Genomic DNA, 14,182 nt, shown 5'->3' with positions numbered 1-14,182 from the left:
TCGATCGCCTCCTGCGGCAAGGAGGTCGACGGCATGCGCCGAGATGCCGCACGCAGCGGCCCGGGCACCACGCCGGCGCAGAAGAGATCCAGCCCAGCGCCATTGTGCACATCGGACACTGGATTCCCGGCGCGTGCCGTGCCAGAGTGCGGCATGCCACCGATCAGCCGGGAGTCGGCGTTCGCCTGGATCGACCGCGGTCTCGACGAGCGGGACCGCGCCGGGTTGACCCGCACGCTGCTGCCCCGCGACTCCGCGGACTCGCTGCTCGACCTGGCCGGCAACGACTACCTCGGCCTGTCCCGCCACCCCGCCGTGATCGGCGCCGCGGCCGAGGCCGCCGCCCGGTGGGGTGCCGGTTCGACCGGCTCGCGGCTGGTCACGGGTACCACGGAGCTGCACCACGAGCTCGAGGAAGAGCTCGCGGCGACCTACGGCACCGAGGCCGCGCTGGTGTTCTCCTCCGGCTACGCGGCGAACCTGGCCGTGCTCACCGCGCTGACCGAACCGGACTCGCTGATCGTCTCCGACCAGCACAACCACGCCTCGCTGGTCGACGGCTGCCGCCTCTCCCGCGCCCGGACCGAGGTGTTCCCCCACGCCGACGTCTGGCGGGCCGACGGACTGCTGCGCGCGCACGACGGGCCCGCGCTGGTGGTGACCGAATCGGTGTTCTCGGTCGACGGCGACGTCGCCGCGCTGCGCGAACTGCACGACGTCGTCGGTGCGCACGGTGCGGCGCTGTTCGTCGACGACGCGCACGGCTTCGGCATCATCGGGCCCGGCGGGGCCGGCGCGTTCAGCGAAGCCGGCCTGGTCACCCCGCCCGACGCCGTCGCCACCGCCACGCTGTCGGAGGCCCTCGGCACGCAGGGCGGTGCGGTGCTCGGGCCGCGCCGGGTGATCAGGCACCTGACCCAGACCGCACGCACGTTCGTCTTCGACGCCGGTCTGGCGCCCGCGTGCGCGGGCGCGGCGCTGGCGGCGCTGCGCGTGCTGAGCCGCGAACCCGGCCGCGGGAAGCGCGTCCGGCTGGTCGCCGAGCAGTTGCACGAGGGCCTCATCAACGCCGGACTGGTCGTCAACCCGCCAGGTGCGGCGGTGCTGTCGCTGCCCGCCGGGTCACCGTCCAACGCGGTGGAGTGGGCCGCGGCGTGCCGTGCCGGCGGTGTCGCCGTCGGATGCTTCCGCCCGCCCGCGGTGCCGGACTCGACGTCACGACTGCGCCTGACCGCCCGCGCCGACCTCACCGAGCAGCAGATCGCGCAGGCCGTGCGGGTCATCGCCGACGCCGCACCACACCACCTGCGCCTCTGAGGCCGGACCGGATCCGTCCCGGGTTGCAGAAGCGATTGCCGGGCAACGCCGCGCGGGCAACACATTTGGTTTCGACCCGATTCCGATCAGTGCCGAGAATTGCGCCCACGGAAAACGATCATTTTCCCCACGCACGGCCCGGACAACATCCAACAGATCGCGCTCCAAAATTGTTTTACGATCACGGTCCGGCCGGTTCTTTGATCGGTTTCGACTTCTTCGCGGAGGGGTAGGCCTCAAGCCAATGGGCCAGGTCGTCCCGTTACCTCAACGGAAAGTCAACAATGCGGAGCGAGTGTCGCCGCAGGTCCTGGGGGCAACTGGCGCGCCGGCGCCGGGGACCACGGGCCGCCGGTGAGGCGACTCCGGCAGGAGGTCGACATGAAATCAGGGCCTCAAATCGCCATGGCCGTGGCGGTGGGCTACATCCTCGGTCGCTCGCGCAAGATGAAACTGGCGATCACGGTCGGAGGAATGATGGCCGGAAGGCGGCTCGCGGGCAATCCCGCGAAGCTGCTCGAGCAGGGCGGCAAGTTGCTCGCCGAGTCGCCGGAGCTGAAGAAACTGACCGGTGACGCCAGGCAGCGGCTGCTGGAGGCGGCCAAGGGCGCCGCGCTGGCGGCCGCGAGCAACAAGATCGACTCGCTGGGAGCGAACCTCTCGAAGCGGGCCGAGGGCCTGCGCACGCCGCACCTCTCGGACGTGTCGGCGCCCAAGCAGGACACCGGGCAGGAAGAGCCGCAGGACGAGGCCGAGGACCGGGACGAGGAGCGGGAAGAGCGCCCGGCGCGGTCCTCGGCGCGCGGTGGGGAACGTCCCGCGCAACGCCAGGAGCCGGAACGCCGCAGCAGCGGCTCGGCGGGGCAACGCGCCCGGTCCGCCACCGCGAGCACCTCCAGCCGGTCGTCGGGGTCGAGCGGTGCGGGCCAGAGCCGGTCGGCAGGCCGGGCCAGGTCCGGCGGGGAGCGCCGGAGCACATCGACGCAGCGTTCGAGGCCCTCCGAGAGGAGGTCCACGGGGACTCGGGGTGATGACGATGGCTGAACCGGAGCACGGGCGCGCGGCGACGGGCGACGTGGGCAAGCTGCTGCAGGACCTGCCGCTCGACCCGTTGAAGAGCGGCCTGCAGGACCTGCTGGGCGCGATCGCCGAGCGTGCGGCGGGCGTGCTCACCGACAAGGTCGAGGGCATGACCGAGCGGCTGACCGAGTCCGCGGGCAACGGGGGCGCCGGACTGCTGGCCGCGGTGACCGGCGGCAAGGCGCTCGCGTCCGGGAAGTCCCCGGTGTCCGCCGCACTGAGCGCCGGACTGACCGGAGCCAAGGAGAAGGTCAAGGAGGCGGTCGGCTTGGGCGGTGGCGGCAAGGGCGGCAAGGGCGGCAAGAAGGGCAAGGCCAAGGTCGTCAACATCATCGAGACCAACGACTTCGGGCTGCCGCTGCGCGTGGTCTACGACAAGTGGACCCAGTTCGAGGACTTCCCCGACATGACCAAGAAGGTCGAGAGCGTCGACCAGCAGTCCGACGAGGCGGTCAACTGGCGCGCGCGGATCTTCTTCTCCCGGCGCAACTGGGAGGCCACGATCGTCGAGCAGGTCCCCGACTCCCACATCGTCTGGACTTCCAAGGGCGCCAAGGGAACCGTGGACGGCGCGATCTCATTCCACGAGCTCGCCCCGAACCTGACGCGCGTGCTGCTGGTCGTCGAGTACTACCCGGATGGTTTCTTCGAGAAGACCGCGAACCTCTGGCGGGCGCAGGGGCGCCGCGTGCGCGCGGATTTCAAGTACATCAAACGCCACATGATGACCCGCACGATCCTCGAGCAGGACGAGATCGAGGGCTGGCGGGGCGAGATCCGCGACCGCGAGGTCGTCAAGACCCACGACGACGCGCTCGCCGAGGAGCAGGAGCGGGAGCCCGGCCGCGAGGAGGAGGACCGCGAACGCGAGGAGGGCTACGCCGAGGACTACGGGGACGAGGAGGAATTCGGCGACGAAGAGGACGAGTACCGGGACGAGGACGAGGACCGGGAGTACGCGGACGAAGAGGAGGACCGCGACCACGACGCCGGCGAGCGCGACCGCTACGAGGAGGAGGAACACGCCGACGAGGAACCGGCCGAGGAGGAGGAAGACCGCAGCAGCCGCAGGCAGCAACCGACAACGTCAGGCAGGAGAGGGTGAGAGAGCATGACGCTCGCCAACACGCAGGCCGGAGGAGGCCAGGTCCAGCGCGGCGGAGCCGGTAGCAGCAGCCTGGCCGACGTCGTCGAGATGATCCTGGAGAAGGGCATCGTCATCGACGCCTTCGTCCGGGTCTCGCTGGTGGGGATCGAGCTGATCACGATCGACGCCCGCGTCGTCGTGGCCAGTGTGGACACCTACCTGAGGTTCGCCGAGGCCACCAACCGCCTGGACCTGCACGCCAAGGGCGGCAAGGACCTCCCCGAGCTCATGCAGGGCATGTCGCAGGGCGTGACCCAGGGCGGCGCGCACGGCAAGACCAAGGGAGTGCTCGACGCCGCCAAGGAGAAGATCGACGAGTTCCGCACCGAGGAGCCCGAGCGGGAGCGCCAGCCCGCGCGGCGCCGCGAGTCGCGCGGCCGGGAGCGTGGTGAGTCATGACCACGCAACCGCGGCACGACGCTCGCGAGCAGGGGGACGCGACCGCGGAGCGCGGCGTCTACGTCTACGGCATCATCCGGTCGCCGGACGACCTGCCCGCCGACCTCCCGTCGGTCGGCGACGACAAGGCGCCGGTCCGGCTGGCTTCGCACCGCGGGCTGAGCGCGCTGGTCAGCGAGGTGCCGCTGTCCCGGCCGCTCGGTACCCGCGAGGACCTGCTCGCGCACGAACGGGTGCTCGACACCCTCGCCGAGGAGACCACGGTGCTGCCGATGCGGTTCGGTTCCGTGGTGAGCACGGTCGACGCCGTCACCGACGAGCTGCTCGCACCGCACCACGAGCACTTCGAGTCGGTGCTGTCCGAACTGGACGGGCTCGTGCAGTTCACGGTGCGGGGCAAGTACGCCGAGGACGCGCACCTGCGCGAGGTCGTGACCGAGGAGCCGGAGATCATGCGGCTCCGCGAGTCGCTGCAGGACGTCGCGGAGGACGCCGGGTACGCCGAGCGGGTCCGCCTGGGCGAACTCGTGAACGAGGCCGTGGCGAAGAAGCGCCAGGCGGACGGCGAACAGCTCGTCCGGTCGCTGGGAGCGGCGGCGGTGGCCACCGCCTCGCACGAGGTCGGGGGCGTCGAGGACGCCGTCGACGCGGCGTTCCTCGTCGACCGCAGACGGGTGCAGGAGTTCGAGCTCGCCCTGGACGAGCTGGCCCAGCGCTGGACCGGACGGGTCTCGTTGCGGCTGCTCGGGCCGCTGGCGCCGTACGACTTCCTACCGGAGAGCTGACATGGGGCTTCTCAGCGCAATTCTCACGTTGCCGCTCGCGCCGGTGCGGGGCGTGGTGTGGATCGCCGAGCAGATGAAGAACCAGGCGGAACAGGAGTACTACGACCCCCGCGTGATCCAGCGGCAGCTCGCCGAGGTCGACGAGGCCCACGCCAACGGGGAACTGACCGACCAGGAGCGCGACGAGTTGCAGGACGGACTGCTCGCCCGGCTGTTCGAGGTGCAACGCCGACGCGGAGCAGGGGAGATGTGATCGTGTGGTCAAGGCTCGAGACGACGAGGCCGGGGACCGCGAGCGTCCGGCCGAGCGCACGAGGGCCCGGCGGACGAGCACGGACGCCGAAGGCCGTCGCAGGCGCACGCCGCGGGCCGAGGCGGAGGTCGGCCGGGAACGCCGCTCGCGCGGCGAACCCGACCAGGAACGCCGGTCACGCGGCGAGCCGGAACGGGAACGCCGGTCACGCGGGGAGCCCGATCGGGAACGCCGGTCACGCGGGGAGCCCGATCGGGAACGCCGGTCACGCGGGGAGCCCGATCGGGAACGCCGGTCACGCGGCGAAGCCGAGCGGAGGTCGGACCGCGAACGGGATCGGGAACGAGACGGCGACTCCCGGCCCCGGCGCAGGCCCAGGAGGTCGGAGCGCGAACCGGAGCCGCGGACCGGACGAGCCGACGAAGCCGAACGGGAACGCGAGCCCGAGCCGGAAACGGATGCCGAGCTGGAAGCCGAACCCGGCGTCGAGCCGGAAGTCGAGCCCGAGTCCGATGCGGAGCCGGAAGCCGAGCGCGAACGCGAACCAGAGCTCGAAACCGGAAGCGAACCGGAGCGCGAACCCGAACCGGAAGCCGAAAGCGAACCAGAGGCCGAACGCGAAACGGAGCCCGAACCTCGACGCGAGCCCGAGCCGCGCGCACCGGCGCGTCGCATCAAGGCCGCGCAGGCCGCGCAGCTCGCGCTCCAGCAGGTCTACGAGCTGACCGGCAGGGACACCGAGGGCGTCACCTCGCTCCAGCGCGGGGGCGAGGGCTGGATCGTCGGGGTCGAGGTGGTGGAGAGCCGCCGGATCCCCGACACCACCGACGTGCTCGCCGTCTACGAGGCGGAGCTGGACGAGGAGGGCGACCTCGTCTCCTACCGCCGCGTCGACCGATACGCGAGGGGGCGGGGCAACGAACGATGACCGGGTACGACGGAGAAGAGCGCAGGCCCGCCGCGGCCGGTGAGGCACGCGCGCCTGCCTGGTACGGGCAGCAGCAGCAGCGCGCAGCGCCGCCCGCGCGCCAGGAGGGCACGAACCTCGCCGACATCCTGGAACGGGTGCTGGACAAGGGGATCGTCATCGCCGGTGACATCCAGGTCAACCTGCTCGACATCGAGCTGCTCACCATCAAGCTGCGCCTGGTCGTGGCCTCGGTGGAGCGTGCGCGCGAGATGGGCATCGACTGGTGGGAGCACGACCCGACGCTGTCGTCGAAGCAACGGAACCTGGTCGAGGAGAACCGGCGGCTCCAGGACCAGGTGCGCGACCTGGAGTCCCAACGCGACGCGTTGCGGGGTGAGGCCGAAACCCCCGAGCTGGAGGACGACTTCGACGACCAGACCGAGTCGGCGAGCAGGTCCGGCCAGGAGCCCGAACCCGTGGACGCGGAGTACGAGGAGGACGAGGAGCGCGACCGTGGCTGACTCGGTGACCTACGTCTACGCGATCGCCCGCGGCCCGAGGGACGACATCGCCGCGGAGCTGGAAGGCATCGCGGGTTCCCCGGTGCGGCTGGTCCGCTCCGGGGAGCTGGCCGCGCTGGTCAGCACCGTGGACGCCGAGGAGTTCGGCGAGCAGGGGCTGCGCCGCAACCTGGAGGACATCCACTGGCTGGAGACGACGGTGCGCGGCCACAACCACGTGGTCAACGCCGCGGCGGCCGCCGCACCCGTCGCACCGCTCGGGCTGGCCACCGTGTACTTCAACGACGACCGGGTGCGGGCGGTCCTGGAGGAGCGCGCGGCGGTGTTCGGCGAGGTGCTGGACGAGATCACCGGACGCACCGAGTGGGGTGTGAAGGCCTACACCGACCCGGAAAGCGCACAGCCGGAGCGGGAAGGCGGCGGCGACACCGAGCGCCCCGGCGCGGCCTACCTCCGCAAGCTGCGCGAACGCCGTGAGAGCAAGGAGAGTTCGCGGCAGGAAGCCGTCGACCAGGCCGAACAGGTGCACGCGACGCTGAGCGAGCTGGCGCGGGCGAGCCGGGTGCATCCGCCGCAGAACCGGGAGCTGGCCGGCTACCGGGGCCAGATGGTGCTCAACGGCGCCTACCTCGTCGACGACTCCGCGACCGACGAGTTCACCTCGCTGGTCCGCGAGCTCGCCGACACGCACCCGGCGCTGCGCGTGGAGCTCACCGGGCCGTGGCCGCCGTACTCGTTCGCCGTGCTGCGGGACGGGACCTGACGATGTCGCAGCTCAGCACCCAACCCGCCGGCTCGACCGAACCCGCGCCCCGCCCGTCCGAACCCGTCCGCGCGTCCAACGAGATCGCGCTGGTCGACCTGCTCGACCGCCTGCTCGCGGGTGGGGTGGTGCTGACCGGGGACCTGACGATCTCGCTGGCCGGGGTGGACCTGGTGCGGGTGTCGTTGCGCGCCATCATCAGCTCCATCCGGGAGGGCGACACCGACCTGCGCGACTGGGAGCCCGACAGCCATGCCTGAACAACCCGGGACAGGTGGGCACGCCGGCCGGCTGCCGCACCGTATCGAGACCGACTCCGAGTCGGTGCAGCGCGACCTGGCCAAGCTTGTGCTGACCATCATCGAGTTGATCCGGCAGCTGATGGAACGCCAGGCGCTGCGCCGGGTCGACGAGGGCAACCTGCACGAGGACCAGGAAGAGGAGCTGGGGATGGCCCTGATGAAGCTCGAAGAGGCGATGGGCGAGCTGCGCGACCACTTCGGACTCACCACGGAGGACCTCAACATCGACCTGGGCCCGCTCGGCCCCCTGCTGCCGCGCGACTGAGGACGTGTCTCAGATGTGGCTTGCGTGATTGGTCGCCTGGTGGAACCTCAGCCGCCTTCTCGCTCCGGGATCTCCGACTGACGTATGTCCGCTAGGCCGCTCCCCTGGGCGCTGCGGCCACGCCGGACAGGAAGTCCCGCACCGCGGCCAGCCATTCGCCGGGGCGCTCGTCGGCGATGAGGTGCCCGGCGTCGATTTCGACCAACCGGGCGCCGGCGATGCCCTCCGCGATCCGCCGCGAGTTGTGGGGCGGCACGAGCGTGTCCCGCGCCGTGGCCACCACGAGCGTCGGGACGCCGATCCCGGGCAGGTCCGCGCGCACGTCGACGGTCCGCAGCAGCGCGAGGTGGTCGTCGGCCCCGGGAGCCTGCCCGTGCGCTGCCTGCGCGACGGTCTCCTCCCACGGCTCGACGGCGTCGAGGGACGCCGGGGTCAGGCCGTTGAGCAGCAGGAACCGCGACAGCGCGAAGTGGTCCCCCGTTTCGCGCAGCCGCTGCCAGAGGTCGAGCGTGAGCCGCAGGTGCCGGTCCGGATGCGTGAGCCCGGCCGTCAGGACGAGCGCGGACACCCGCCGCGGATGCCGGGTCGCGGCGCGGATCGCGACGGCCGTTCCCATCGAGTAGCCCAGGATCGCGAACGTCTCCACACCGGCGTCCACGGCGGTCGCGACCAGGTCGTCGGCGAGGTCGTCGAGCCGCAGCGGGCCGTCGGCCCTCGGGGTCGCTCCGGAACCGGGGTAGTCGGCCGCGACGACGGTGTGGTCGGCGGCCAGCTCGTCAAGGAACGGGAAGTTGCCCTCGACGTTCCCGGTGGCCCCGTGCGCGAGCAGCAGTCCCGGCCCGGACCCGACGATCTTGTGCGACAACGGCATCGCGGTTTCCCCTCACGGTCGTGCGGCGGGTGGTCGGCCCTTCCGCGGTCTGTGCCGTGAACGCTAAAGTCTTACATCGATGTCAGAGTCAACTCGCTATGCGCCGGATCTCATGAAGATCGGCGAACTGTCCCGCCAGACCGGCGTGAGCCAGCGCCTGCTGCGCTACTACGAGCAGCAGGGTTTGTTGTCGTCGCACCGCGCACCGAGCGGTTACCGGCACTACTCCCCCGAGGCGGTCACCGTCGTCCGCCAGATCCGGCGGTTGCTGGCCGCCGGGCTCACCACCGAGGTCATCCGCGACATCCTGCCCTGCGCACGCGGCGAGGTGCCGGTGCTCGACCCGTGCCCGGACCTCCTCGCGACCCTGCGCTCGCAGCTGAGCGGCATCGACGACCGCATCAGCTGCCTCCAGCAGACCCGGGGCGCGCTCGTCGACTTCCTGACCGCAGCGGAACGCGAGTCGGCCACCCGCTGAGCGGTTCGCAGTGCCGCAACGGGATCTGGTGGCCAGGTGGTACCCGAACGTCGCGACCGCGAGCGCGAGGCCCCACAGCAGGAACACGACTTCCGTTGCCGCGTAAGCCCAAACCCCACCCAGTTCCGCCCACGTCGTGGCGCCGACCGGCAGCGCCTCGGCGATGATGGCGATGCCGGGCAACCCGTAGGACACCAGCGCCACCGCCCCGGCGGGGACGACGGCGAGCGGCCTCGGGACCCGGCGTCCGCGCAGCAGCGGCACCGAGCGCGGGACGACCTGGCCCCAGCGGTGGGCGAGCCCCAGCTTCAGGAGCCCGCCGAACGCGCTGTGCGCATCCCCGGCCGCCGGACCCCGCCCTGTGCCGTCGTGGGGTCGGATGGGCGTACGCGGCGGCTGCGGCGCCGGTGGTCGTCGGGCTCAGCGTTCCGCATCTGCTGTGGGTGCTGGGCATCCCGTTCGGCATTCCCGCGGGTGGAACAGGGCCTCGGCAACGCCACCACCCGGTCGGCACCGTGACCGCTCGCGATCTCAGCAGCGCTCGACACCTCGGTCCGGTCGCACGCCGTGTAGCCCCACCGACCGCCCGCCGCCCAGTACAGGCGCAGCAGGCCGTACCCGACGGCGAAGGCCACCGCCGCACTCGCCCATCTGCGTGCCCACGCTGCGGTCCCACCTGGTGCAGCCGTCCTCGCCTCACCCGGTGCAGCCGTCCTCGCCTCACCCGGTGCGGTCGTCCTTTCCTCACCTTTGCCCATGCCACGAAGGTGCACCGGACCTCCCCCGCGAGAGGAAAGTTAACAATCCAGATTACCTAAACAATAGAGCAAGATTATTTCACTTGTTCTTACTCGTCCAGTCCGGCAATGTCCTTGCCAAGCGAACCGGCGAGGGAGGCCATCGTGGTCGGCAGTGGACGTGGACCGGCAGTGCGCATCGCGGTGCTCGCACTGCTGTGGGGGTCGGGTTTCCTCTGGATCAAGCTGGCGCTGAACAACGGCATGTCGCCGGCCCAGATCACCTTCGCCCGCTGCGCGCTGGGCGCGACCGCGCTCCTCGCGCTGGCGGCCCGGGCCCGTCAGCGCCTCCCGCGCGACCGGGCCACCTGGGGCCACCTGCTCGTCGCCGCCTTCTTCTGCAACGCGCTGCCGTTCTTCCTCTTCAGCATCGGTGAACAGACGCTCGACTCCGGTGTCGCCGGTGTCCTGAACGCGACGACCCCGCTGTGGTCGCTGCTGATCGGCATCGGACTCGGCACCGAGCGCGGGCTGCGCCCGGTCCGTTTGGGCGGTCTCCTGCTCGGCTTCGCGGGCACCCTGCTGATCTTCGCGCCGTGGCAGCAGACCGGCCTGCTCAGCTGGGCAGCGTTCGCACTCCTCGCGGCAGCGGTGAGCTATGCGGTCGCATTCGCCTACATGGCGCGGAAACTCGCCGGTCGGGGCACCCCACCGGTCGCGCTGTCGGCGGCCCAGCTCCTCACCGCGACGGGATGGAGCGCATTGGCGCTGCCCGTCAGCGGTGCGCCACCGGTCCACTTCGACCTGACGGCGTTGGCGGCCGTGGCGGCCCTCGGCATCTTCTCCACAGGCCTGACCTTCCACCTCAACTTCCGCCTCATCGAGGACGAAGGCCCCACCAACGCGGCGACCGTCGGCTACCTGCTCCCCGTGGTCTCGGTGGCCCTGGGCGCGGTCGTCCTCCACGAGGACCTCAGCGCCCGGGTCCTGACCGGCATGGCCGTCGTCCTCCTCGGCGTGGCCCTGACCCGCTGGCACAAGTCCACCCCGCAGCCGCGGTCGAGCCGGACGACGGCGCCGCCGGTGGCGTCTCAGTAGCTCAGCGTCGGGTACCAGTCGCCGCGGCCTCGCCGGGTGAGGTCGAGCAGGTGCCAAACCGGGGTGAGCAGATCGATGCCGCGCTCGTCGATGTCGTCGGCCATCCTCGGGTGCACCGAGTAGAAGTGGCGCACCGACCCGCCGTCGTCGCGGACGAACACCGACACCGTGGAGTCCTGGTTCCCCTCGGTGTCCTCGCTGCCCAGGTCCTGTTTGAACGTGCTGTCCTCGGCGCTGAGCAGGCGGACGTTCGTCCACCCCCGGTTCCTGGCGTGCGCGCGCAGCGAGGGCAGGTCGGCCGCGGCGACGACGGCGAAGTCGGCGTTCTGCCTGACGTGGTGGGCGATCCCGTTGAGCCCGTCGATCCACATCGTGCACATCGGGCAGGGCTCGGTCTGCTTCTTGCCGTACATCAGGTGGTAGACGAGCAGCTCACGCCCGGGGCCGGTGAACAGCTCGCTCAGCCGGACCGTGCGCGCCGGGGAGTCACCGGCGTCGAGGTCCTCGGGGCCTTCCTCGAACGCGTAGTCGTCGACGGCGGGCCCCAGCGGCAGCCGGCGGCGCAGCTCCGCGACCCGCTCGCGCCGGCGCATCAGGTCGATCTCGGCTCGACGCAGCTCCTCGCGGGCGTCGAGGTACTCGGCCGGCTCCCCGGTGAGGTTGGTCTGGCGCATCGCTGCCTCCGTGGACGGACGGCTACTGACCTGGTCACATGGTCTGATGGCACGCGGGGGCCCGCCAGACGGGCCGCCGCCGGGCCGATGCGGGACAGCTAGCGGGCGTAGCGGGCGGGCGGCGTTGCGGGTCGGCGGCATAGCGGGCGGGCCGATGCGGCATAGCGGGCGGGTCGGCGGCGTTCACCTTGCATGAGCGATCGGAAACCGCAGGCCCGGCTGGATGCGAAGACGGCGCGGAAGCTGCTGGCCGAGGAGCGCGCCGGCGCGACGGCCAGGATCAGCTCCCTGCAACGCCACCTGTCGTCCATCCGCGAGGTCTCGACGTGGACGGGCACCGACGACGAGCACGACCCCGAGGGCGCGACCATCGCCTACGAACGCGCCCAGGTGCAGGGCCTGCTCGCCGACGCCCGTCGCGACCTCGAAGCCCTGGACCGCGCCGCCGCCCGCCTCGACGACGGCACCTACGGCCTGTGCGAGCGGTGCGGGAGCCCCATCGCACCGGAGCGCCTGGAAGCCCTGCCCGCCACGACGACGTGCATCGCCTGCGCAACCCACCGCCGCTGAGCGCTGCGGCCGCCATCGCGGTTGTCAGAGCGGGGTTGACGGTCACCTGCTCCGCGCCCGGCGAGGACATCCCTTTGCATCAGAGTCCACTTCCAGCAGCTCGGGAACACCTGCCTTACCGCTTGGCCGCGCGCGGGTCGCCGAGATGGGCCACCAGGTCGCACGCCCGGCGTGCCCGCTTGCACTGGCAGGAGGACAGCACGCAGGTCCCGCTATAGCGTCCGGATCAGACGTTGAAGCGGAACTCGACCACGTCGCCGTCGGCCATGACGTAGTCCTTGCCCTCCATGCGGACCTTGCCCGCGGACTTGGCGGCGGCCATGGTGCCGGCCTCCAGGAGGTCGTCGTAGGACACCACCTCGGCCTTGATGAAGCCGCGCTCGAAGTCGGTGTGGATGACGCCCGCGGCCTGCGGGGCGGTCCAGCCCTGGCGGATCGTCCACGCCCGCGCTTCCTTCGGGCCCGCGGTCAGGTAGGTCTGCAGGCCGAGGGTGTGGAAACCGGCTCGGGCCAGCGCGTGCAGGCCCGGCTCCGGCTGGCCGATCGACTCCAGCAGTTCCCGGGCCGACTCCTCGTCCAGCTCGATCAGCTCGGACTCGACCTTGGCGTCGAGGAACACCGCGTCGGCGGGCGCGACCAGCTCGCGCAGCTCGCGCTGCTTGTCCTCGTCGGTCAGCACGCCCTCGTCGGCGTTGAAGACGTAGAGGAACGGCTTGGTGGTCAGCAGGTTCAGCTCCCGCAGCTCGACCGTGTCGGCGCCCTTGCCCGCCCCGAAGAGGGTCTGCCCCGAGTCGAGGATGTCCTTGGCCTCCTTGGCGGCCTCCAGCGCGGGACGCTTGTCCTTGTGCGTGCGGGCTTCCTTCTCCAGCCGCGGCAGCGCCTTCTCGAGGGTCTGGAGGTCGGCGAGGATCAGCTCGGTGTTGATCGTCTCGATGTCGCTTGACGGGTCGACCCGGCCGTCGACGTGCACCACGTCGGGGTCGTCGAAGACCCGGATGACCTGGCAGATCGCGTCCGCCTCGCGGATGTTGGCCAGGAACTTGTTGCCCAGGCCCTGCCCCTCGGACGCGCCCTTGACCAGGCCCGCGATGTCGACGAAGGACACCGTCGCGGGCACCGTCTTGGCGGACTCGAAGACCTCGGCGAGCTTGTCGAGCCGCTTGTCCGGCAGCGGCACCACACCGACGTTGGGCTCGATGGTGGCGAACGGGTAGTTCGCTTCGAGCACGTCGTTGCTGGTCAGCGCGTTGAACAGGGTGGACTTGCCGACGTTGGGCAGCCCGACGATTCCGAGGGTGAGACTCACGGGTGAAAAGTCTAGGCGCTGGGTCTGGACGATCATCGAGGCATGGGGGCCGGAGGCGCACGGCGGAGGCCCGCGGCCACGGCGGCAGCCGGGGGCGCGGCGGTCACGGCGGCAGCCGGGGACGGCGGTCAAAGCGGACGGCGGAGGCCGGAGGCGCGACGAACATGGCGGCAGCCGGGGCGCGCGACACTCGCGCCGGAACACGCCAGCAGCCGGACGAACAAGGCGGGGCCTGCGGACGGACCAAGCAGCGCGGGCCTTGCCGCTGACGGCGGCCCCGGCTGCCGGACCCCGCAGCGGGACGTGCGGCGCGACAGTTGCCCGCACGCACCCGCACGCCCCGCTCGACGGAGTCAGCGGTCAAGTCGAAGGAGTCAGCGACCGCTCGACCGGATCAGCGGTCAGTTGTCGTCCTGCTCGCCACCACCGTCCTGCTCGGGCTGCTGCTGTTGCGGGGGCTGCTGGGGCTGCTGCTGGTCGTCGCCGTCCTGCTGCTCCTGCTCCTGTTCCTGCTCCTGGTCGGCGGGCGGGGCGGTGTCGTTGCATCCCGCGGTGACCATCAGGGCGAACACGGCGGTCGCGACCGCCCCGACGACCTTCGAACCACGGGCGTTTCGGATCACGGATCGGGTCATGACACGACATTAGGGATGAATCGCCCGGTACGCACCCATCTTGATCGGATTCCCTCCCGGGCGGGAGGCGG

18 protein-coding genes are annotated in these 14,182 nt (G+C 71.3%); 14 read left to right on the top strand and 4 right to left on the bottom strand.

Annotated features, from left to right (window positions below):
- The first annotated feature begins 153 nt into the window (after positions 1-153).
- The 11 genes from SACE_RS04775 to SACE_RS04725 all read left to right on the top strand — a co-directional run bounded on the left by SACE_RS04775 (position 154) and on the right by SACE_RS04725 (position 7,742).
- A complete protein-coding gene (locus SACE_RS04775) occupies positions 154-1,317 on the top strand; it encodes an 8-amino-7-oxononanoate synthase (RefSeq protein WP_009950230.1) in 1,164 nt (387 codons plus the stop codon).
- Positions 1,318-1,698: 381 nt separating this feature from the next.
- Positions 1,699-2,361 (top strand): hypothetical protein, encoded by a 663-nt coding sequence (locus SACE_RS04770; RefSeq protein WP_231850129.1) that lies wholly within the window; start codon positions 1,699-1,701, stop codon positions 2,359-2,361.
- Positions 2,354-3,502 carry an SRPBCC family protein gene (locus tag SACE_RS04765; RefSeq protein ID WP_021341547.1) on the top strand — a complete coding sequence of 383 codons (1,149 nt, stop codon included), beginning with the start codon at positions 2,354-2,356 and terminating at the stop codon, positions 3,500-3,502. Before SACE_RS04770 ends, SACE_RS04765 begins: the two co-directional genes overlap by 8 nt.
- Before the next feature lie 6 nt (positions 3,503-3,508).
- Positions 3,509-3,943, top strand: a complete 435-nt coding sequence (gene gvpJ / locus SACE_RS04760; RefSeq protein WP_009950233.1) for a gas vesicle protein GvpJ — start codon at positions 3,509-3,511, stop codon at positions 3,941-3,943.
- Complete coding sequence (locus SACE_RS04755; RefSeq protein ID WP_009950234.1) at positions 3,940-4,728, top strand: GvpL/GvpF family gas vesicle protein; 789 nt, start codon at positions 3,940-3,942, stop codon at positions 4,726-4,728. The genes gvpJ and SACE_RS04755 overlap by 4 nt, the downstream gene beginning before the upstream one ends.
- A 1-nt stretch (position 4,729) precedes the next feature.
- Positions 4,730-4,981: a gas vesicle protein GvpG gene (locus tag SACE_RS04750; RefSeq protein WP_029622070.1), complete on the top strand. Its 252-nt coding sequence runs from the start codon at positions 4,730-4,732 to the stop codon at positions 4,979-4,981.
- A gap of 4 nt (positions 4,982-4,985) precedes the next feature.
- A complete protein-coding gene (gvpO, locus tag SACE_RS04745) occupies positions 4,986-5,909 on the top strand; it encodes a gas vesicle protein GvpO (protein WP_009950236.1) in 924 nt (307 codons plus the stop codon).
- Positions 5,906-6,412 carry a gas vesicle protein gene (locus SACE_RS04740; RefSeq protein ID WP_009950238.1) on the top strand — a complete coding sequence of 169 codons (507 nt, stop codon included), beginning with the start codon at positions 5,906-5,908 and terminating at the stop codon, positions 6,410-6,412. Before gvpO ends, SACE_RS04740 begins: the two co-directional genes overlap by 4 nt.
- Entirely contained in the window at positions 6,405-7,175 is a 771-nt protein-coding gene (locus tag SACE_RS04735) for a GvpL/GvpF family gas vesicle protein (protein WP_009950239.1), read from the top strand. The genes SACE_RS04740 and SACE_RS04735 overlap by 8 nt, the downstream gene beginning before the upstream one ends.
- A 2-nt stretch (positions 7,176-7,177) precedes the next feature.
- Positions 7,178-7,435: a gas vesicle protein gene (locus SACE_RS04730; protein ID WP_009950240.1), complete on the top strand. Its 258-nt coding sequence runs from the start codon at positions 7,178-7,180 to the stop codon at positions 7,433-7,435.
- Positions 7,428-7,742 carry a gas vesicle protein K gene (locus SACE_RS04725; protein ID WP_009950241.1) on the top strand — a complete coding sequence of 105 codons (315 nt, stop codon included), beginning with the start codon at positions 7,428-7,430 and terminating at the stop codon, positions 7,740-7,742. Before SACE_RS04730 ends, SACE_RS04725 begins: the two co-directional genes overlap by 8 nt.
- Before the next feature lie 91 nt (positions 7,743-7,833).
- Here SACE_RS04725 and SACE_RS04720 read toward each other — a convergent pair whose 3' ends face one another.
- Complete coding sequence (locus SACE_RS04720) at positions 7,834-8,613, bottom strand: alpha/beta fold hydrolase (protein WP_009950242.1); 780 nt, start codon at positions 8,611-8,613, stop codon at positions 7,834-7,836.
- Positions 8,614-8,725: 112 nt separating this feature from the next.
- Here SACE_RS04720 and SACE_RS04715 point away from each other — a divergent pair, with 112 nt between their 5' ends.
- On the top strand, positions 8,726-9,091 hold the full coding sequence (locus SACE_RS04715) for a MerR family transcriptional regulator (protein ID WP_009950243.1): 366 nt from the start codon (positions 8,726-8,728) through the stop codon (positions 9,089-9,091).
- Positions 9,092-9,957: 866 nt separating this feature from the next.
- Entirely contained in the window at positions 9,958-10,926 is a 969-nt protein-coding gene (locus SACE_RS04705) for a DMT family transporter (RefSeq protein ID WP_173401301.1), read from the top strand.
- Here SACE_RS04705 and SACE_RS04700 read toward each other — a convergent pair.
- The gene (locus SACE_RS04700; protein WP_009950247.1) at positions 10,920-11,600 is read right to left on the bottom strand and encodes a DUF899 family protein; all 681 of its coding nucleotides are present in this window, start codon (positions 11,598-11,600) and stop codon (positions 10,920-10,922) included. The two genes, SACE_RS04705 and SACE_RS04700, sit on opposite strands and share 7 nt — an antisense overlap.
- A gap of 192 nt (positions 11,601-11,792) precedes the next feature.
- Here SACE_RS04700 and SACE_RS04695 point away from each other — a divergent pair, with 192 nt between their 5' ends.
- Complete coding sequence (locus SACE_RS04695) at positions 11,793-12,170, top strand: TraR/DksA family transcriptional regulator (protein ID WP_009950249.1); 378 nt, start codon at positions 11,793-11,795, stop codon at positions 12,168-12,170.
- A 226-nt stretch (positions 12,171-12,396) separates the two neighbouring features.
- Here SACE_RS04695 and ychF read toward each other — a convergent pair whose 3' ends face one another.
- On the bottom strand, positions 12,397-13,476 hold the full coding sequence (gene ychF / locus SACE_RS04690; protein ID WP_009950251.1) for a redox-regulated ATPase YchF: 1,080 nt from the start codon (positions 13,474-13,476) through the stop codon (positions 12,397-12,399).
- A 401-nt stretch (positions 13,477-13,877) separates the two neighbouring features.
- A complete protein-coding gene (locus SACE_RS04685; RefSeq protein WP_009950252.1) occupies positions 13,878-14,111 on the bottom strand; it encodes a hypothetical protein in 234 nt (77 codons plus the stop codon).
- Positions 14,112-14,182: the final 71 nt, after the last annotated feature.

The sequence above is a fragment of the Saccharopolyspora erythraea NRRL 2338 genome (assembly GCF_000062885.1).
Lineage (GTDB): Bacteria > Actinomycetota > Actinomycetes > Mycobacteriales > Pseudonocardiaceae > Saccharopolyspora_D > Saccharopolyspora_D erythraea.
This window is presented reverse-complemented; position numbering and strand designations above follow the sequence as displayed.